Below are 18,755 nucleotides of genomic sequence, written 5' to 3' on the forward strand. Positions count from 1 at the left end.
AGGTGTGGCGGCACGGCCTGCTGCGCCTGCGCAGGGAGGTTCGCTTAGGCGCGGCGCCAACCGTCATCCGCGATCCAGGAGGTGCGCTGGGAGGACTTGGCGACAAAGGCGGAGCTCGCGTCGATAGGCAGCCCCTCGCCCTCAGCCAGAATCGGGCCGAACGGGTGGCCCGGGACAACCTGCGCGCTTTTCGGCGTTGCCAGCTGTGTCACCTTGGCCACGTCTGCCGATGCGGCGGAAGGAGCGCCAGCGGCGGCAACAAGGGCGAGGGCAGACGAGGCGGCAATACACAGGCGTTTCATGAGGGCGAAGCGGACTTTCGGGGCATGGTTGACGGGCGAAGCTGCAGTCTTATTCGTACTCCATGTGGTGGTCTGGCGCGCGATGGGGCTTACGTGCCGGGGTCGGTGTCGGGGAGTCGTTTAGAATCCGGGGTCATGTCCGACACGCCTGCCGCAGAGTTACCCGTTGCGCGCGTGTTGCCCATGCTCGGATTGGCGCACTTGGACCGGCCGTTCGACTACCTCGTACCGGAAGGCCACGCGGACGCGGTGCAGCCGGGTGTGCGTGTGCGCGTCCGGTTCGCCGGCAGGTTAGTGGACGCGATTGTGCTCGAGCGCGCATCCACATCGCGCCACGAAGGCTCGCTGCGTTTCATCGAGCGCGTCATCTCGCCGGAGGTGGTGGCGCCGGGCAAGGTGCGCGAGCTTGTCGACGCATTGGCGGACCGCTACGCAGGTGTCAGATCCGACATTTACCGCTCCGCCATCCCGGCGCGGCACGCGAAGGCGGAGGAGACAGACACCTCGACGCCGTGGGAGGAACTCGGCGACGTTGGGGAACCGGACTTATCCGCGTGGACCCCGTACGCGTTCGGGCAGTCCTTCGTGGATGCCGTGGTGGCCGGCAAGATCGCGCGGGCTGCGTGGCAGGTGGCGCCGGGCGATGACTGGGCGGCGGCGCTAGCGGCGCTGGCGGCGAAGGTGGCGCTGGACGGGGCCGGGGCTCTCATCATCGTGCCGGACCAAAAAGACGTGGATGCGTGCGAGTCCGCGCTGCGCGAGTTCGTCGGCCCGCGGCAGGTGACCACCTTGACGGCCTCACAAGGGCCGCAGGCGCGCTACTCGCGCTATCTCTCCGTACTGCACGGGCAGGGGCGCATCGTGGTGGGCACCCGCTCTGCGGCGTTCGCGCCCGTGCGCAACTTGCGCTTCGCCGCGGTGATGTTCGACGGCGACACCAACTTGGTGGACCCCCGGGCACCGTATGTGCATGCCAGAGAAGTGTTGACCACCCGCTCGGCGCAGGAGGGGTGCTCGCTGCTCATCGGCGGCCACGCCCGCACCGCGGAGGCGCAGCTGCTGGTGGAGTCGGGCTGGATGCACGAGCTCGTTGCGCCGAAGCAGACGCTGCGCACCCGCGCCCCATATATCCACGCCGCGGGTGACTCGGATTTTGAGATGGAGCGCGACCCGCGTGCGCGGCAGGCGCGCCTGCCGTCGGCGGCGTTCCAGGCGGCAACCAAAGCGCTCGAGCGAGGCACGCCGGTGCTGTTCCAGGTGCCGCGCACGGGCTACATCCAGGCTCTCGCGTGCGGCCAGTGCCGCACCCCGGCGCGCTGCAGGTGGTGCAACGGGCCGCTGGGGTTGCCGTCCGGTGGCGAGGCCGCGGCGCCGACGTGCCGCTGGTGCGGGCGGATGGATCCGGCGCACGTGTGCCCGGTGTGCGGCTCGCGCAAGCTGCGGGCGGTGGTGCTCGGCGCGGACCGCACAGCCGAAGAGCTGGGCCGGGCATTTGCCAAGTACAAGGTTGTGACCTCCGGCGGCGACCACGTGCGGGCGGAGGTGCAGCCCGGAGCCGCGCTCGTGGTGGCCACCCCAGGCGCGGAGCCGCGGGTCGACGGCGGTTACGGCGCCGCCGTGCTGCTTGACGCGTGGGCGCTGTTGCAGCGGCCTGATCTACGCGCCGTGGAAGACACGTTCGCGCGCTGGATGGCTGCGGCGACACTCGTGCAGCCGCACTCATCGGGCGGGGAGGTTGTCGTCGTGGCGGAGCCGTCGCTGCCGGTGGTGCAGCACCTCATCCGGTGGGATGCGCCCGGTTTCGCCGCGCTCGAGCTGAACCTGCGGCGGGAGGCGCGATTCCCGCCCGCGGTGCACGTCGCGGTCGCGGACGCCCCCCGCGACGGGTTGGACGAGTTTTTCGCCCGCACTGAGCTGCCGGAGCATGCGGAGCTCCTCGGGCCCGTGGATCTGCCGCCCGGGGTGCGGCTGCCGGGGGAGTGGAACCGGGAGGCGCTCGGGCCAGCACAGCGGATGCTCGTCCGCACTCCGCTCGCTGGGCGGGCCGCGCTAGGCAAGGCGCTGCGCGCTGGCGCGGTGGCCTGGACGACGGCGCGGCAGGACCTGCCGCTGAGAATTCAAGTGGACCCCGTCGACATCGGCTAAGGCGCGGTGGTGCAGCAGCGAGCCAGTACACTTCCTCCACATGGCTCTCCGCGATATCCGTCTCTTCGGCGACCCGGTGCTCAACTCCGTCGCTGATCCGGTCACCGTCTTCGATTCAGCATTGGAACGGCTTGTCCGAGACATGCTGGAGACGATGGACCATGCCGGCGGGGTCGGCCTCGCCGCCAACCAGATCGGACTGACCCGCCGCGTGTTCGTCTTCGACTGCCAGGGCATGCGGGGCCACATTGTCAACCCCGTGTGGGAGCCACTGGGCGAAGGGCTACAGACTGGCATGGAGGGTTGTCTCTCCGTGCCGGGTGTGCGTGGCGCGGTCACCCGGCACAACGCGGTGGTCGCTCGGGGCCAAGACTGCTTCGGCCGGCCGCTGGCGCTGCGCGGGACGGGGTTACTGGCCCGGTGCATCCAGCACGAGGCGGACCACTTGGACGGCGTGATGTTTATGCGCAGGATGGAACCCGAACAGCGCAAGGAAGCAATGGCGGCAATCCGTGCCGCCGATTGGAGGTAGGCACACACATGCGACTGGTATTCGCCGGCACCCCAGAGCCTGCGGCGGTGGCGCTGCAGCGGCTTCTCGCCTCCGAGCACGAGGTGGTCGCGGTGCTCACGCGCCCGGATGCCCGCAAAGGACGGGGTCGAACGCTGCACCCTTCGCCGGTAAAGGCGATTGCGCTTGAGCACGGTATCGAGGTGCTCACCCCGGAAAGTCTGGCGGGCGACAGCACGATACAGCACAGGCTGCGCGAGTTGTCCCCGGACGCCGTGCCTGTGGTTGCGTACGGCAACCTCATCCCCGCCGACTTGCTGGACATTCCGGCGCGCGGATGGGTGAACCTGCACTTTTCGCTGCTCCCGGCTTGGCGCGGCGCAGCACCGGTGCAGGCGGCGATTGCCAACGGTGACGAGGTGACCGGCGCCACCACCTTCCGCATCGACGAGGGCCTGGATACCGGAGACATCCTGGGCAAGCTGGAAACTGGGATCGGGCAGACCGAAACCAGCGGAGAACTGCTGGAGCGCCTCGCCGACACGGGCGCGGGCCTGCTGGCTGCGACCATGGACGCGCTCGAGGCCGGGACCGCAACGCCCATCCCGCAGCCGCAGGAGGGAACCTACGCCCACAAGATCACCCCGGCGGACGCCCGGGTGGACTGGGCGCAGCCGGCCTCGGTGGTTGACCGCGGCATCCGGGCGCACACCCCAGCGCCCGGTGCGTGGACAATGCGCGGGGAGGAACGCTTCAAGCTCGGCCCCATTACCCCGACTGACGGGGACACACTGGCCCCGGGAGAGGCGTGGTTTGGCAAAAATGAGGTGCTGGTGGGCACCGCTGACGGCGACGTGCGCTTGGGCAGGATCCAGCCGCCGGGGAAGAAAATGATGAACGCTGCGGATTGGGCTCGCGGGCTTAACCCGGAAGCGAAAGAGGGAGTGGTGTTCGAATGAGCGGAGGGTTTCGGTCGCGCTCCGCGGGGCGCCGCGACGACAAGCCGGAACGCAACAAGGGCCAGAAGCAGGGCCGCGCACAGGCGCGGCACCAGACGCGCGGGCAGGGTGGTGGACGCCAGCGCTACACGGTGAAGGGCCGCCCGGCCAGCATCGGTGACCCGGCGCGCGAGGCGGCGTTTGAGGTCGTGTTGCGCGTGGCGCGGGACGGGGCGTTTGCCAACCTCACCCTGCCCGGCATCCTGCGGGAGCGGGCGATCGCCGGCTGCGACGCCGCATTTGCTACCGAACTGGCCTACGGCACGCTGCGCTCGCTCGGGGTGCTCGACGCGGTAATCGCGAAGAACTCGTCGCGTGAGCTCAACCGCATTGCACCCGAGGTCCTCGCCGCGCTTCGCCTAGGCACCTACCAGCTCCTGTACACCCGCGTCGGCGACCACGCCGCAGTGGACACGTCCGTGCGGCTGGTCGAGGCGGCCGGCCACGACAAGGCCAAAGGCTTTGCCAACGGCGTGTTGCGCTCCGTCGGCCGCACGCCTGCTGAGGAGTGGCTGCGCATGCTTGCGCCGGAAAGCGAGATGGGAGCGCTCGCCTTCACCCATGCCCACCCGGAGTGGATCGCGCGTGCCTTTGCTGAGGCGCTCGGCGACAAGAGGGGCGAGCTCGAGGCCGCGCTCGAGGCGGACTCAGCCCGCCCGGTTGTGCACCTTGTGGCGCGCCCCGGCGAGATCAGCGCGGAGGAGCTCGCGCTGTCCACGGGTGGTGAGCAGGGTAGGTACTCGCCGTACGCGGTCTACCTGCCGGAGGGAGACCCGGGGCAGCTCGACCCGGTGCGCGACGGCCTCGCCGCGGTGCAAGACGAAGGCTCCCAGGTCATCGCACGGGCGGTCACCGAGGTGCCGGTCGGCGACGATCACGGCCGGTGGCTTGACCTGTGCGCGGGGCCAGGTGGCAAGGCTGCCCTGATGGGGGCCATTGCGGCAATTGACGGCGCCACGGTCGACGCCGTGGAGGTCAGTCCGCACCGTGCGGAGCTGATTGCCAAGACGGTGCGCGGCCTGCCCGTGACGGTGCACACCGCCGACGGGCGGGACCCCGGCCTCGAGCCGGGCTACGACCGCGTGCTTGTGGACGCTCCCTGCTCCGGGTTGGGGGCTTTGCGGCGCCGCCCGGAAGCTCGCTGGACGAAAGCGGAGAGCGACATCGCCGAGCTCAACCAGCTCCAGGAGGAGCTGCTGGAGTCGGCGGTTGAGCTGGCTAAGCCCGGCGGAGTCGTCGTCTATTCCACGTGCTCGCCGGATGTGCGGGAGACCCGAAGGATCGTCCAGAAGCAGTTGGCCAAAGGCGGCGTTGAGGAACTCGACGCTCGCGAGTGGGCCGCCGGCATGGAGGACGTCGGCGACGGCCCGAGCGTGCAGATGTGGCCCCACCGGCACGGCACCGACGCGATGTTCTACGCGGTGCTGCGCAAAACCGGAACGCTAGGGTAGTGCCCATGATTCAGATTGCCCCATCAATTCTGGCTGCCAACTACGCCACGCTCGGCGAGGACGTGCGCAAGGTGGCGAACGCGGACCTGATCCACGTGGACATCATGGACGGCCACTTTGTGCCCAACCTTTCATTCGGCCCGGACGTGACCAAGGCGGTCAACGGGGTCACAGACCAGTTCCTGGACATGCATTTGATGATCGAGGAGCCTGAGCGTTGGTTCGACACCTATGTGCGTGCCGGCGGCGACCGCCTTGTGTTCCACGTCGAGGCCACCGATGACCACGTCGGGGCCGCCAAGCAGTGCCGCGAGCTGGGGGTGCAATCGGGGTTTGCCATCAAGCCCGGCACCGCGATCGAGCCATACCTGGACGACCTCGAGCACTTCGACCAAGTGATGGTGATGAGCGTGGAGCCCGGGTTTGGCGGCCAGAAATTTATGCCGGAGGTGCTGAGCAAGGTGATGGTGCTGCGCGACCGCATCGCGGAGGCAGGCCTGGACACCATCATTGGCATCGACGGCGGCATCGCGGGCGCGACCATCGCCCAGGCTGCAGAGGCCGGCGTGGACGCGTTCGTGGCCGGTTCCGCAGTCTTTGGTGCCGGTAACCCGGCCGAGGCGGTGGAGCGTCTGCGCGAGCTTGCCCGCGAGGCGACGCAAGCGTGACGGAGGAACTCGGCGCTATTTCCGCCGCGATTGCGGCAGGTGAATCCGTCCGTGGCACAACGTCGCCGAACCCGCCGGTGGGCTGCGCGCTTGTCAGCGCCTCCGGTGAGCTCATCGCAACCGGCGCGACCTCGCCAGCGGGCGGGCCGCACGCGGAGATCAACGCCCTGCGACAGGCGGGTGCGCGCGCCCGGGGCGCCACCGCCGTGGTGACCCTGGAGCCGTGCAGCCACATTGGTCGCACCGGCCCGTGCGCCCGCGCGCTCGTGGAGGCGGGGGTCAAACGGGTGGTGTATTTCACCGCCGACCCCAACAAAGCAGCTGCCGGCGGGGCCGCGTACCTGCGGGACCACGGCGTTGAGGTGGACTTCCAGCCGGTGCGGGTGGCGGCGCTGCAACCATGGCTGCGCTCCGTGCGACACGGTCGCCCGAGCGTGACGCTGAAGTTCGCCTCCACGCTCGACGGTTTCACCGCCGCAGCTGACGGCACGAGTAAGTGGATCACAGGCGAAGCAGCCAGGGGACAGGTGCACGAGGACCGCGCGAAGATCGATGCGATCATCGTCGGCACCGGCACCGCGATCGCGGACGACCCGTCGCTGACCGCACGGTTTCCCGACGGCACGCTTCGACAGCACCAGCCGCGCCGCGTGGTTATCGGCTCACGCGAGGTCCCCGAGGGCAACCTCTCGCGCCTGGGATTCGAGCAGTACGCCACGCCTCACGAGGCGCTGGACGCGCTGTGGCACACCGGGGCGCGCGACGTGCTGGTCGAAGGTGGGGCGACACTCGCCGCGAGTTTCCTCGAGCTGGATTTGGTGGACACGGTGCAGGCCTATATTGCGCCCGCGCTCCTCGGCGCCGGCCGCGGGGTCCTGGATCGTGCGATCGCGGGCACCATCGCCGACGCTTACCGCTTCCGCACCACCGCGGTGCGGCAGGTGGGCGATGACGTGTTCATAGAAATGGAGAGAGATGTTTACGGGACTTATTGAGGAAATCGGAACGGTGGAAGAGCTGGTGCCGCTTGGCGACGCCGTCCGGATCGCCGTGCGCGCCCCCAAGGTCACCCAAGACGCGGCCGCCGGCGACTCGATCGCCGTGGACGGCGTGTGCCTGACTGTGGTGGACAACGCCTCCGGCACCTTTACCGCGGACGTCATGCGCGAGACGTTGGATCGCTCGCGGCTCGGCTCCTACGCACCCGGGTCGCGGGTCAATCTTGAGCGCGCGCTCGCGGCCGGCCAGCGCATGGGCGGCCACATCGTTCAAGGACACGTCGACGGCGTGGCCGAGGTGGTTTCGCGGACAGCTTCGGAACACTGGGAGGTCGTGCGCTTCACGTTGCCGCAGCAGTTAAACCGCTATGTCGTGGAGAAGGGGTCGATCGCCGTCAATGGCACGTCCTTGACCGTCTCGGCGGTGAGTGAGGGGTACTTCGAGGTGTCGCTCATCCCCACCACGCTGAGCGAGACCACCGCCGGCGCGCTACAACCGGGCGACCCAGTGAACCTGGAAGTAGACGTGGTGGCCAAATACGTTGAAAAAATGGTGCAGGGTTAGGGTTGAGCGCTATGACTTCCCTCAACTCGTTGAACTCCACGTTGGATACTGTCGAGGAGGCCGTCGCTGCCATCCGCGCAGGTAAGGCCGTTGTCGTGGTGGACAGCGAGGACCGGGAAAACGAGGGCGACCTCATCTTCGCCGCCCAGGACGCAACACCGGAACTCGTCGCCTTCACGGTGCGCCACACGTCCGGCTACATCTGCGTGTCCATGTCGGACGAGCGCGCCACCGTGCTCGAGCTGCCGCCGATGGTGGCCAACAACCAGGATCTCCACGGCACCGCCTACGCGGTCACCGTCGACGCGGCCACAGGCACCACCGGCATCTCCGCCCGCTCGCGCGCGACCACTATCGCAATGCTTGCCGACGGCTCCGCCACCCCCGCCTCCTTTACCCGGCCCGGCCACGTGGTCCCGTTGCGGGCGAAGGCAGGTGGCGTCCTCGAGCGACCCGGCCACACCGAAGCAGCGGTGGATCTTGCGCGCCTGGCCGGCAAGGCGCCTGTGGGGGCGTTGTGCGAGATCGTCTCCGAGGACGACCCCACGGACATGGCGCGGTTCGCAGAGCTGCGTCGCTTCGCTGACACCCATAACCTGCCCATGATTTCCATCGAGCAGCTGGCAGACTACCGCCGCCACCACGAGCGCACCGTTGAGCGCGTCACGGAGGCGGCGCTGCCCACCGAGTACGGCGAGTTCACCGCAGTGGGCTATCGCGATACCGTCACCGGGGTGGAGCATGTGGCGTTGGTGGCCGGAGGCGTCGACACGCTCGCGGGCGCGGACGACGTGCTCGTCCGGGTGCACTCGGAGTGCCTGACGGGCGACGTGTTCGCCTCAAAGCGCTGCGATTGCGGGCCGCAGCTGCACGAATCCATGCGCCGCATCCAGCAGGCCGGCCGCGGCGTGGTGGTGTACCTGCGAGGGCACGAGGGCCGTGGCATCGGGTTGCTGGCCAAGCTGCAGGCTTACCGCCTGCAAGATCAGGGTTTGGACACGGTGGACGCCAACCTGGAGCAGGGTTTGCCAGCGGACGCGAGGGAGTATTCCGCCGCGGGGCAGATCCTGGCCGATCTCGGGGTGGACTCATTCGAGCTCCTTACTAACAACCCCGACAAAACCGACGCGCTGACGGGTTACGGCCCCGAGGTGGCGAGCCGCAGTAGGATCGAAATCGTTCCCACACACGACAACATCAAGTACCTGCGCACAAAGCGCGACCGGATGGGGCACGACCTGCCCGGCGTAGCCGAATGGCTGGCCGCGCATCCGGGGTACGGACACTAAGGAGCACCAGTGGCATCGACCGGAGCACCAGAGGACTATTCCATACACGCGGAGGGCATGACCATCGCGGTCGTCTACACCCGCTGGAACGACAAAATCGTCGACCTGCTGCGCAGCGGTGCGCGGGATGAAGCGCGAGAACTCGGTGTGAAGGTGGAGGAGTACGCCGTGGCCGGAGCCCTGGAGCTGCCGGTGGTCGTGCAGGCGTGCGCGCGGCGCTACGACGCGGTTGTGGCCCTCGGCTGCGTCATCCGCGGGGAAACGGCGCACTTCCAATATGTGTGCGACTCCGTCACTGCCGGTTTGACCAGGGTGGCGCTGGACGAGCAAACCCCGGTGGGCAACGGCGTGCTCACCGTCGACGACGAGGACCAGGCCTATGAGCGCGCCGGCGGGGAAGACGCAAAGGAGGACAAAGGCGCGGAGGCAATGCGAGCGGCCGCCGGCACCGCCGCTGAGCTGCGCAAGGTTCGTGCCTTGCCGTTGAAGGGTTAAGGTAACCGGAAAGCGTGGCGCGCCTGCGGGCGTCGAAACGCACGTAGCTCGAGCGTTTGTAAGGAGAGTGGGAGTGGCTCACCAGCACAACCCGACGGAACTTTCGGGCCCGGACGAGGTTGCCTACCTCAACGCGCTCGACCCGCACGCGACCACAACCACGAAGCCGTGGGAGCTTGAGATCTCGTCCAAGTTTTTGCGCACCGTGGCCGTGGGCTGGGTCGTCTTGGTTATGGCAGTGCACTTTTTCATGGCCTGGGCCGTGGACGCGGAGTTCACGGGCGTCGCCATCACCGGCCTAGATAAATTCGCCTTCATCGGCGTCGGCCTCGTCATCTCACTCCTGTCGTGGGTCGCCCTGACGCGCCCACGCGTGCGTGCGAACGAGGACGGCGTGCAGGTACGTAACATCATCGGAACCCGTTACTACCCGTGGGTGGTGATCTACGGGCTGAGCTTTCCCAAGGGCTCGCGCATGGCGCGGCTGGAACTGCCGGAGTTCGAATACGTCCCACTGTGGGCCATTCAATCCGGCGACAAGGAGCGGGCGCTGAAGGCCGTGGACGACTTCCGGGCTCTGGAAGCCCAGTACATGCCGCAGGATTAACCCTTGGCAGATCCGCAGAGTTACCGCCCAGCGCCGGGCACAATCCCGACCGATCCGGGCGTATATAAGTTCCGTGACCGCGATGGCCGCGTCATCTACGTGGGTAAAGCAAAGAACCTGCGTGCGCGCCTGAACAACTACTTCCAGCCGCCGAACACGCTGCACCCGCGCACCCGCCAGATGGTGTACACGGGCGCCTCAGTGGAGTGGACCGTTGTGGCCTCCGAGGTGGAGGCGCTACAGCTGGAATACACCTGGATCAAGCGGTTCGACCCGTGGTTCAACGTCATGTACCGCGACGACAAGACGTACCCGATGCTCGCGGTCAGCGTGAGGGAGCGCTACCCGCGCGCGTTTTTCTACCGCGGCCCGAAGCGCAAGGGTGTGCGCTACTTCGGCCCGTACTCTCATGCGTGGGCCGTGCGCGAGACGCTGGATCTGCTTACCCGCGTTTTCCCAATACGCACATGCTCAAACGGAGTGTTCAACCGCCACGAGTCGCTCGGGCGGCCGTGCCTGCTGGGATACATCGACAAGTGCGCGGCCCCGTGCGTGGGGCGCGTGGACGAGGCGGAGTACGACGAGATTGTCCAGGGCTTCCTCGGCTTCATGTCCGGCCGCACGGATCAACTGGTGCGCGGCATCACCACGCAGATGACCGAGGCGGCGGAGAACTTGGAGTTCGAACGCGCGGCGAGGCTGCGCGACGACTTGGGGGCGGTGAACAAGGTCATGGAGCGCCAGACGGTGGTGCTGGGCCAAGACACCGACGCCGACATCATCGCGTTCGACACCGACGAACTTGAGGCCGCGGTGCAGATCTTCAACGTCCGGGACGGCCGCATCAAGGCGCAGCGCGGCTGGGTGGTCGAGAAAACCGGCGACGAGCCGGGCGCCTCCGAGCGCCTTGATGAGGGCCAAGCAGATCCGACGTTGCCCACCTTGATGCAGAACTTCCTCGTGCAGTACTACTCGGATGCCGTTGAGCGGGTGCGCCTTGAGCAGGAAGAAGACCGGAAGATCGAGGCGCAGAAGGTGCGCCGCCGCGGTGTCGACCAAGAATCGCGCGCGAAGGCGGAGGCGCCGATGCCGGTGCCCCGCGAGATCCTCGTGGAGGCGTCGCCGGCAGAACTGCCGGAGGTTACGGAACTGCTGGCGGAACTTCGCGGCGGGCCCGTCGACATCCGCGTGCCGCAGCGCGGCGACAAGCGGGCGCTGATGGAGACCGTGCACAAGAACGCGGCGGAGGCGCTGCACCAGCACAAGCTCAAGCGAGTGGGCGACCTCACGGCCCGCTCGCAGGCCCTGCAGGATATCCAAGATGCGCTGGGCATGGACGAGGCGCCGCTTCGCATCGAGTGCACGGATATTTCGCACATTCAGGGCACGGACGTCGTTGCGTCGCTGGTGGTGTTCGAGGACGGGCTTCCCAAGAAGAACGACTACCGCCGCTACCGCATCAAGGAGGCCGCCGGTGACGGCCATTCCAACGACGTCGGCTCCATTGCAGAAGTGACCCGCCGCCGTTTCAAGCGCTACAACGAAGACAAGTTGGCGAACCCGGACGAGGTGGCAGACGAGCAGACTTTCGAGGACGAGGCGGACGAGACCACGGGCGCGAAGCGCTTTGCGTACCCGCCCCAGTTATTCATCGTGGACGGCGGCAAGCCCCAGGTTACGGCCGCGCAGGAGGTGTTCGACGAGCTCGGCATCGTGGATGTGCAGCTCATCGGCCTCGCGAAGCGCTTGGAAGAGGTCTGGGTGCCGGACGACGACGAGCCGGTTATCTTGCCCCGTAACTCGGAGGGCATGTACCTGCTGCAGCAGGTGCGCGACGAGGCGCACCGTTTCGCCATCACCTACCACCGCCAGCAGCGATCCAAGCGCATGCGCTCCTCCGCGCTCGACGCCGTTCCGGGGCTGGGGCCCGCCCGCCGCACGGACCTGGTCAAGCACTTCGGCTCGGTAAAGAAGATCAAGGAGGCGTCGGTCGAGGAGATCCAGCAGGTCAAGGGCGTTGGACCAAAGTTGGCCGAGACCATCTACAACCACCTGCACGACCAGTAGCACGCGGCTTCTCGACGCCGCTTCGCTGCCGCCTTGTCTAGGATGAGGGCTATGCCCACCACACCCCACACCCACGCGTTGCCCCACGACACCACTGAGGCGCGGACGCGCCCGGTAATCATCACGGGCCTGTCCGGTGGCGGCTTGTCCACCGCAGCGAAGGTGTTCGAGGACAAAGGCTACTTCGTCTCCCAGAACCTGCCTCCGCAGCTCATCCTGGAGCTCGTCGATCTCGCCGCGGCGGATGATTCTCCCGTCGACCGCCTCGCGGTTGTCACCGACGTCCGTGCGTCGATGTTCAAAGGCTCGCTGATGAGCACCATCGCGGGGATACGCGAGCGCGGGTACGACCCGTTCATTCTGTTCTTGGAGGCACGCGACGACGTCCTCATCCGCCGTTTCGACTCGGTGCGGCGAACCCACCCGATGCAGGGCGACGGCACGCTGCAGTCCGGGATTGAGCGCGAGCGCGAGGCGATGGAGGACCTCCGGGCCTCCGCCGACGTCATCATCGACACGACCAGCTTGTCGGTGCACGACCTGCGCCGCGCGGTGGAGGCGTCGGTGGGTGAACTACCCCTCGGGCGGCAGCACATCACCATCGAATCCTTCGGGTTCAAGCACGGCTCACCGCGTGACGCCGATATCGTGCTCGACGTCCGGTTCTTGCCAAACCCGTACTGGGTGGAGGAGCTGCGCGAATTCCGCGGTGTAGACAAGGCGGTGGCCGACTACGTGCTGAGCCAGGAGGGTGCCAGGGACTACGTCGACAACGTCGTCGAGTTGCTCTCGAGCACCCTTGGGGGCTACCGCCACGAGGGCAAGGACTTCATTACCGTCGGTGTCGGCTGCACGGGTGGACACCACCGCTCGGTTGCGGTGGCAGAGGCGATCGGCAAGCGGCTGAGCCAGCAGGGCCAGGTGGACGTCAATGTCATCCACCGTGACCTTGAGCGCCACTAACCCCACACACCAGGCCAGAGAAAGAAGGGTCAAGTGAGCCATGTGTCGTATGCGTGCCTTGGGGGAGGGCACGGCCTGTACCAGACGCTGACCGCCGCACGCGCGGCGGGAGCTTCCACCATTAACGCCGTAGTCACGGTGGCTGATGACGGAGGATCGTCCGGCCGTCTTCGCCGCGAGATGGACATTGTTCCCCCAGGTGATCTGCGTATGGCGCTCGCCGCGCTAACAGCGAGCGACGAGGACGGCTCGATTTGGCGCGAGACGCTTCAGCACCGGTTCGGGGGCCACGGAGCGATGGCGGGCCACGCCCTAGGCAACCTCCTCATCACTGGGCTTGCGGAGCGCCTCGGCGACACGCAGGCGGCTCTCGACCGAGTCGCGGCGTGGACAGGATCCGCGGGCAGGGTGATCCCCGTGTGCCCCCAGCCCCTCGACATCGAGGCGGAAGTTGCGGGGTTAGACGACGATCCTCGTGTGCTGCGTGCAGTGCGCGGGCAGGTCGCGGTGGCGACTACTCCTGGCGCGGTGCGGCGAGTGCGGCTGATCCCTGCGCGGCCGGCGGCCAGCGCCGCAGCGGTGCGGGCGGTCCTGGATGCCGATGTGGTGACTATCGGACCCGGCTCCTGGTTCTCGTCCGTCATCCCGCACATTCTCGTCCCCGATATCGCGCAGGCGCTTAACGAGACGGACGCGACCGTCGTGGTCATCCTCAACTTGTCCCCGGAGGCGGGGGAGACGCCGGGTTTCAGCACCGAGCGCCATATCCACGTCTTCTCGCAGCACGCCCCGGACCTGCGGGTGGATTATGTGCTTGCGGACGAGCACACAGCCACGTCCCCCGGCGAGCGGGACAACATCGCGCGGGCCGCGGGCCGATTGGGCGCACAGGTGGTGTTTGCGCCGCTGCGTGAGGTGGGGGACGACCGGGTGGCCTCGAACCGGCACGACCCCGACAAACTGGCAGCTGCCCTCAAGGCACTTGGCCCCACGCGATAGACTGCTGGGCGATTCGCACCTGCACGATAGACGAGGGGAGGCGCCGGTGGCGCTGACGGCCAAGGTCAAAGATGAGCTTTTGCGCGCCACGGGCGGCGGCTTGGAAGCGCGCGGAGCCGAAGCGACCGCGCTGATTCGCTTCGGCGGGGAGCTGCGTCCGGCTGAGCGGGGTGTCGCCATTGTTGCTGGCTTTGCCGAGGAGGCAGTCGCCCGTCGCTTGGCCCGCACGCTGACAGATCTATGCGCGGTCAGCGCGCCGGTGGAGCTCATTCCGGCATCGTCCGCCAGCCGGGATTGCCGTTATGAAGTCCGGGTTGGGGACGGCGCGGCGGACGTTATTCGCTCGCTGAAGCTCGTTACCGCGTCCGGTCACCCGGTAGTCGGCATGCCGCGTCAGATCATCTCGGGTCCCATGGCCGGGGTTGAGGCCGCGTGGCGCGGAGCGTTTCTTGCCCGTGGCCGGCTCACTGAGCCGGGTCGCGCCGCAAGCCTCGAGGTAGCGTGCCCAGGCCAAGAGGCGGCACTTGCCCTAGTGGGCTTGGCTCGGAGAATGGGGCTCACGGCGAAGACTCGCGAGACCCGAGGTATCGAGCGCGTGACCTTGCGCGATGGCGAGGCAATCGGCATATTGCTCAGCCGCATGGGTGCGCCCGCCGCCCGTATCGAATGGGACACCAAGCGCGAAACCCGGGCGGCCACCGCGAAGACGAATAGTCGTCTCGCCACGTTCGACGACGCGAACACGCGCCGCTCCGCGCAGGCGGCTGCAGCCGCGGCCGCTCGCGTGGAACGGGCGATGGACATTCTCGGTGACGACGTTCCTGAGCACCTCGCCGAAGCCGGCTTCCTCCGTGTCGAGCACCGTCACGCGTCACTGGAGGAGCTCGGTCGGCTGGCGGATCCGCAAATGACCAAGGACGCGGTCGCAGGCCGCATTCGTCGCCTCCTGTCGCTTGCCGACAAACGGGCGGCAGAACTCGGCATTGAAGACACTCACGGGACAGCAACCACTTAGGCCGGCATTCAGTGGCATTTGTCACACCGGGTCCTGTCTGTGTCACGCCGGGGGTAGAAAACTGCTGGCGCTCATCCCCCCGCCGCGATCGATCCGGGCTCAAACCCACATTGATTGGCAGATCCGGTTGCGGTTCCTGCCCCCGGTTTCTCTGCCACGCCCGCGCCCCCTGCAGGTAAAAGCCAAGCTCATTACACTCGGAAGCGGAACGACACAGGCACAAAGACGAGGAGTTTGACTGTGACTACCCGCATTGGCATCAACGGTTTCGGCCGCATCGGCCGCGCAGCGTTTCGCATCATCGAGAACGAGTACAAGGGCGAGCTCGAAGTCGTCAAGATCAACGACCTCACCGACAACCAGACGCTGGCTCACCTGATGAAGTACGACACCGCCTACGGCCAGTTTGACCACGACATCGAGTACGACGACGAATCCATCACGGTCGACGGCCGCCGGATCGCGGTTTCCGAGGAGAAGGATCCCGCCAACCTCGCGTGGGGCGACGCGGACGTCGACATCGTGCTGGAGTGCACCGGCGTGTTCACCAAGGGCCCCGCTGCGAAGGCGCACATCGACGCCGGCGCGAAGAAGGTCATCATTTCCGCGCCGGGCAAGGAAGTCGACGGCACCTACGTGTGGGGCGTCAACCACACCGACTACACGGGTAGCGAAGACGTCATTTCCGCCGCATCTTGCACCACCAACTCGCTTGCGCCGGTAGCTAAGGTGCTCGACGATGCGTTTGGCATCGAGCGTGGGTTGATGACCACCATCCACGCTTACACCGGCGACCAGCGGCTGCAGGACGCACCTCACAGGGACCTGCGTCGTGCACGTGCGGCCGCGCAGAACATCGTGCCGACCACGACCGGCGCCGCGAAGGCAGTGGCCTTGGTGCTCCCGAACTTGGAGGGCAAGCTGGATGGCTTCGCCATGCGCGTGCCCACTATCACCGGTTCCGCGACCGACCTCACGGTTACGCTGCGCGAGGACGTTACCGTGGAGGACGTCAACCAGGCGGTGAAGAACGCCGTGCAGGACGCGGAGTTCGGTCGCGCCATGCAATACACCGAAGACCCGATCGTTTCCTCCGACATCATCGGCAACACCCACGGGGCCATTTTTGATGCGGGCATGACCCGCGTCATCGACGGAAACTTGGTCAAGGTCATCTCCTGGTACGACAACGAGTGGTCGTACACCTCGCAGTACATCCGCCTGGCAAAGTTTGTGGCTGACAAACTCTAAGGCGTGACGCTGATACGGGCCCGCAACAATAGTGACGTTGCGGGCCCGTTTTTCATACGATGGATACGGTTCACACAATGAAGGAGAGACCTATGACCAAGAATCTGCAGCAGCTTCTCGACGAAGGCGTGGACGGGCGCCACGTCCTGGTGCGGTCGGACTTTAACGTCCCGCTCGATGACGACGGCAACATCACCGACGCGGGTCGTATCGACGCGTCGCTGCCCACATTGAAGGCACTGCTTGACGCAGGCGCGAAGGTCATCGTGGTGGCGCATCTGGGGCGTCCGAAGGGCGAGGTCAACCCAAAATTCTCGCTTGCACCCGTTGCTGAGGCGCTTTCCGAGCGGCTCGACCAGTTCGTCCCGCTCGCTGCCGATGTCTCAGGTGAGGACGCGCACGAGCGTGCAAACGGCCTGACCGAAGGCGAGATCCTCCTTCTGGAAAACGTCCGCTTCGACCCGCGCGAGACCTCCAAGGATGAGGCAGAGCGGGCCGCGTTCGCCGACGAGCTGGCCGCGCTCGCGGCGGACGACGGCGCCTTCGTCTCCGACGGCTTCGGCGTGGTCCACCGCGCGCAGGCTTCCGTCTACGACGTGGCGAAGGCGCTGCCCGCCTACGCGGGCTACCTCGTGGATAAGGAAGTCGCGACCCTGAATTCTGTGAAGAACGACCCGGCGCACCCGTACGTGGTGGTGCTCGGTGGTTCGAAGGTGTCTGACAAGCTCGGTGTCATTGAAGCGCTGGCGGAGAAAGCGGACCAGATCATCATCGGCGGCGGTATGTGCTACACTTTCCTCGCTGCTCAAGGTCACGACGTGCAGAATTCCCTCCTTCAAGAGGACATGGTGGGCACGTGCAAGGAGCTCATAGAGCGCTTCGGCGAGAAGCTGCTGCTACCGGTGGATGTCGCCGCAGGCGCCGAGTTTGCCAAGGACACCGAGAAGAGGATTGTCGGTGTGGATGCGATTCCGGAGGGCTGGATGGGCCTCGACATCGGACCGGAGACAGCGAAGCGTTACGCCGAGGCACTTGCAGCCTCCAAGACGGTGTTCTGGAACGGCCCGATGGGTGTGTTTGAGTTCCCGAACTTCGCAGATGGCACCAAGGCTGTGGCCGAGGCAATGATCGCCGCGACCAAAGACAACGGTTCCTTCACCGTCGTCGGCGGCGGCGACTCTGCGGCGTCGGTGCGCACACTCGGCCTCGACGAGGACGGCTTCTCCCACATCTCTACCGGCGGTGGCGCCTCCCTCGAACTCATTGAGGGTAAGGACCTGCCGGGCGTCTCCGTTCTGAACTAGTCCAACCTAGGAGGTATTTCACGCTATGGCACGCACCCCACTTATCGCCGGCAACTGGAAAATGAACCACGACCACCTTCAGGCCATCCAGAGTGCCCAGAAACTCGTCTTCGCGTTTCCGAAAGATGGCTACGAATACGTCGATATCGCCTTGACGGTTCCGTTCACGGATCTGCGCTCGATCCAGACGCTGGTCGAGGGCGACAAACTCAAGATCACCTACGGTGCCCAGGACGTCTCCGAGCACGACAACGGTGCGTTCACCGGCGACATCTCCGCTGCGATGCTGGAAAAGCTGGGTTGCTCCTGGGTGGTCGTGGGCCACTCGGAGCGCCGTGAGTACCACGGGGAGACCAACGAGCAGGTCGCCGCAAAGGCAGCCAAAGCCATCGAACACGGCATCGTCCCGATCGTCTGCGTCGGCGAGCCCCTGGAGGTACGCGAGGCGGGCGAGCATGTCTCCTACGTCGTCCAGCAGGCACGCGAATCGCTGGCGGGCGTGGACCTGTCCCGCACCGTCATTGCGTATGAGCCGGTCTGGGCGATCGGCACCGGTAAGGTAGCCTCCGCGCAGGACGCGCAGGAAGTCTGCCACGGCATCCGCGAACTCGTGCGGGAGCTCAGCGACGACGCTGTGGCCGACCAGATCCGCATCCTCTACGGCGGCTCCGTCAAGGCCGACACGGTGGCGGAGATCATCGGCCAGCCTGATGTGGACGGTGGTCTTGTCGGAGGCGCGTCACTCGACGGGCAAGACTTTGCCAAACTCGCCGCCGCGGCCGCCAACTCTGTGATGTAGCCGCAGCGCGGGCCAGTACTCGCAGTGGTGTAAGCTCCCTGGAAGAGTTTGCACCGTCTCCCATTTGAAAGGTGTCGCGCATATGGCTTTAGCGCTTGAGATCGTACTGGTGATTTCAGCGATTCTCATGACCATTTTCGTCTTGCTGCACAAGGGCAAGGGCGGTGGCCTGTCCAGCCTGTTCGGCGGCGGTGTTCAGGCCAACCTCTCCGGTTCGACGACGGTGGAGAAAAACCTCGACCGCATCACCGTGCTGATGGCGCTGATCTGGATTCTGTGCATCGTCGGGTTGAATCTGATTCAGACCTACGCGGTCTGACCCAGACCC

The 18,755-nt window shown here is 66.6% G+C and carries 19 protein-coding genes; 18 read left to right on the forward strand and 1 reads right to left on the reverse strand.

The window, feature by feature from the left end; all coding sequences use genetic code 11:
- Nucleotides 1-44: 44 nt before the first annotated feature.
- Nucleotides 45-302, reverse strand: coding sequence for a hypothetical protein (locus HF989_RS02610; RefSeq protein ID WP_168683799.1), 258 nt, complete (start codon nt 300-302; stop codon nt 45-47).
- Between the two features lie 135 nt (nt 303-437).
- On the opposite strand from HF989_RS02610, the gene HF989_RS02615 reads away from it, so the two are divergent.
- The 18 genes from HF989_RS02615 to secG all read left to right on the forward strand — a co-directional run bounded on the left by HF989_RS02615 (nt 438) and on the right by secG (nt 18,746).
- Nucleotides 438-2,447 carry a primosomal protein N' gene (locus tag HF989_RS02615; protein WP_168683800.1) on the forward strand — a complete coding sequence of 670 codons (2,010 nt, stop codon included), beginning with the start codon at nt 438-440 and terminating at the stop codon, nt 2,445-2,447.
- 40 nt (nt 2,448-2,487) lie between these two features.
- On the forward strand, nt 2,488-2,979 hold the full coding sequence (def, locus tag HF989_RS02620) for a peptide deformylase (RefSeq protein ID WP_168683801.1): 492 nt from the start codon (nt 2,488-2,490) through the stop codon (nt 2,977-2,979).
- A gap of 8 nt (nt 2,980-2,987) precedes the next feature.
- Complete coding sequence (gene fmt, locus HF989_RS02625) at nt 2,988-3,917, forward strand: methionyl-tRNA formyltransferase (protein ID WP_168683802.1); 930 nt, start codon at nt 2,988-2,990, stop codon at nt 3,915-3,917.
- Entirely contained in the window at nt 3,914-5,407 is a 1,494-nt protein-coding gene (locus HF989_RS02630; protein ID WP_168683803.1) for an RsmB/NOP family class I SAM-dependent RNA methyltransferase, read from the forward strand. Before fmt ends, HF989_RS02630 begins: the two co-directional genes overlap by 4 nt.
- A 5-nt stretch (nt 5,408-5,412) precedes the next feature.
- The gene (rpe, locus tag HF989_RS02635) at nt 5,413-6,075 is read left to right on the forward strand and encodes a ribulose-phosphate 3-epimerase (protein WP_168683804.1); all 663 of its coding nucleotides are present in this window, start codon (nt 5,413-5,415) and stop codon (nt 6,073-6,075) included.
- A complete protein-coding gene (gene ribD / locus HF989_RS02640) occupies nt 6,072-7,070 on the forward strand; it encodes a bifunctional diaminohydroxyphosphoribosylaminopyrimidine deaminase/5-amino-6-(5-phosphoribosylamino)uracil reductase RibD (RefSeq protein ID WP_343033523.1) in 999 nt (332 codons plus the stop codon). The genes rpe and ribD overlap by 4 nt, the downstream gene beginning before the upstream one ends.
- A complete protein-coding gene (locus HF989_RS02645; protein WP_168683805.1) occupies nt 7,051-7,638 on the forward strand; it encodes a riboflavin synthase in 588 nt (195 codons plus the stop codon). The genes ribD and HF989_RS02645 overlap by 20 nt, the downstream gene beginning before the upstream one ends.
- A gap of 11 nt (nt 7,639-7,649) precedes the next feature.
- Complete coding sequence (locus HF989_RS02650) at nt 7,650-8,927, forward strand: bifunctional 3,4-dihydroxy-2-butanone-4-phosphate synthase/GTP cyclohydrolase II (RefSeq protein WP_168683806.1); 1,278 nt, start codon at nt 7,650-7,652, stop codon at nt 8,925-8,927.
- A 9-nt stretch (nt 8,928-8,936) separates the two neighbouring features.
- The gene (gene ribH, locus HF989_RS02655; protein WP_168683807.1) at nt 8,937-9,422 is read left to right on the forward strand and encodes a 6,7-dimethyl-8-ribityllumazine synthase; all 486 of its coding nucleotides are present in this window, start codon (nt 8,937-8,939) and stop codon (nt 9,420-9,422) included.
- A 67-nt stretch (nt 9,423-9,489) separates the two neighbouring features.
- The gene (locus tag HF989_RS02660) at nt 9,490-10,029 is read left to right on the forward strand and encodes a PH domain-containing protein (RefSeq protein ID WP_425482972.1); all 540 of its coding nucleotides are present in this window, start codon (nt 9,490-9,492) and stop codon (nt 10,027-10,029) included.
- A 3-nt stretch (nt 10,030-10,032) separates the two neighbouring features.
- The gene (gene uvrC / locus HF989_RS02665) at nt 10,033-12,096 is read left to right on the forward strand and encodes an excinuclease ABC subunit UvrC (protein WP_168683808.1); all 2,064 of its coding nucleotides are present in this window, start codon (nt 10,033-10,035) and stop codon (nt 12,094-12,096) included.
- A gap of 51 nt (nt 12,097-12,147) precedes the next feature.
- A complete protein-coding gene (gene rapZ, locus HF989_RS02670; protein WP_168683809.1) occupies nt 12,148-13,059 on the forward strand; it encodes an RNase adapter RapZ in 912 nt (303 codons plus the stop codon).
- A gap of 33 nt (nt 13,060-13,092) precedes the next feature.
- Entirely contained in the window at nt 13,093-14,058 is a 966-nt protein-coding gene (locus tag HF989_RS02675; RefSeq protein ID WP_168683810.1) for a uridine diphosphate-N-acetylglucosamine-binding protein YvcK, read from the forward strand.
- A gap of 46 nt (nt 14,059-14,104) precedes the next feature.
- Complete coding sequence (whiA, locus tag HF989_RS02680; RefSeq protein ID WP_168683923.1) at nt 14,105-15,073, forward strand: DNA-binding protein WhiA; 969 nt, start codon at nt 14,105-14,107, stop codon at nt 15,071-15,073.
- Between the two features lie 240 nt (nt 15,074-15,313).
- The gene (gap, locus tag HF989_RS02685) at nt 15,314-16,324 is read left to right on the forward strand and encodes a type I glyceraldehyde-3-phosphate dehydrogenase (RefSeq protein WP_168683811.1); all 1,011 of its coding nucleotides are present in this window, start codon (nt 15,314-15,316) and stop codon (nt 16,322-16,324) included.
- A gap of 92 nt (nt 16,325-16,416) precedes the next feature.
- Nucleotides 16,417-17,628: a phosphoglycerate kinase gene (locus HF989_RS02690; protein WP_168683812.1), complete on the forward strand. Its 1,212-nt coding sequence runs from the start codon at nt 16,417-16,419 to the stop codon at nt 17,626-17,628.
- A gap of 25 nt (nt 17,629-17,653) precedes the next feature.
- Nucleotides 17,654-18,427 (forward strand): triose-phosphate isomerase, encoded by a 774-nt coding sequence (gene tpiA, locus HF989_RS02695; RefSeq protein WP_168683813.1) that lies wholly within the window; start codon nt 17,654-17,656, stop codon nt 18,425-18,427.
- An 82-nt stretch (nt 18,428-18,509) separates the two neighbouring features.
- On the forward strand, nt 18,510-18,746 hold the full coding sequence (gene secG, locus HF989_RS02700) for a preprotein translocase subunit SecG (RefSeq protein ID WP_168683814.1): 237 nt from the start codon (nt 18,510-18,512) through the stop codon (nt 18,744-18,746).
- Nucleotides 18,747-18,755 lie beyond the last annotated feature (9 nt).

The organism is Corynebacterium mucifaciens (assembly GCF_012396315.1).
Lineage (GTDB): Bacteria > Actinomycetota > Actinomycetes > Mycobacteriales > Mycobacteriaceae > Corynebacterium > Corynebacterium mucifaciens.

Coding starts and splice junctions, on each gene's coding strand:
- def (WP_168683801.1), top strand. CDS start 2,488: ATGGCTCTCCGCGATATCCGTCTCTTCGGCGACCCGGTGCTCAACTCC.
- HF989_RS02630 (WP_168683803.1), top strand. CDS start 3,914: ATGAGCGGAGGGTTTCGGTCGCGCTCCGCGGGGCGCCGCGACGACAAG.
- HF989_RS02645 (WP_168683805.1), top strand. CDS start 7,051: ATGTTTACGGGACTTATTGAGGAAATCGGAACGGTGGAAGAGCTGGTG.
- tpiA (WP_168683813.1), top strand. CDS start 17,654: ATGGCACGCACCCCACTTATCGCCGGCAACTGGAAAATGAACCACGAC.
- rapZ (WP_168683809.1), top strand. CDS start 12,148: ATGCCCACCACACCCCACACCCACGCGTTGCCCCACGACACCACTGAG.
- HF989_RS02610 (WP_168683799.1), bottom strand. CDS start 302: ATGAAACGCCTGTGTATTGCCGCCTCGTCTGCCCTCGCCCTTGTTGCC.
- fmt (WP_168683802.1), top strand. CDS start 2,988: ATGCGACTGGTATTCGCCGGCACCCCAGAGCCTGCGGCGGTGGCGCTG.
- HF989_RS02690 (WP_168683812.1), top strand. CDS start 16,417: ATGACCAAGAATCTGCAGCAGCTTCTCGACGAAGGCGTGGACGGGCGC.
- secG (WP_168683814.1), top strand. CDS start 18,510: ATGGCTTTAGCGCTTGAGATCGTACTGGTGATTTCAGCGATTCTCATG.
- rpe (WP_168683804.1), top strand. CDS start 5,413: ATGATTCAGATTGCCCCATCAATTCTGGCTGCCAACTACGCCACGCTC.
- HF989_RS02650 (WP_168683806.1), top strand. CDS start 7,650: ATGACTTCCCTCAACTCGTTGAACTCCACGTTGGATACTGTCGAGGAG.
- HF989_RS02615 (WP_168683800.1), top strand. CDS start 438: ATGTCCGACACGCCTGCCGCAGAGTTACCCGTTGCGCGCGTGTTGCCC.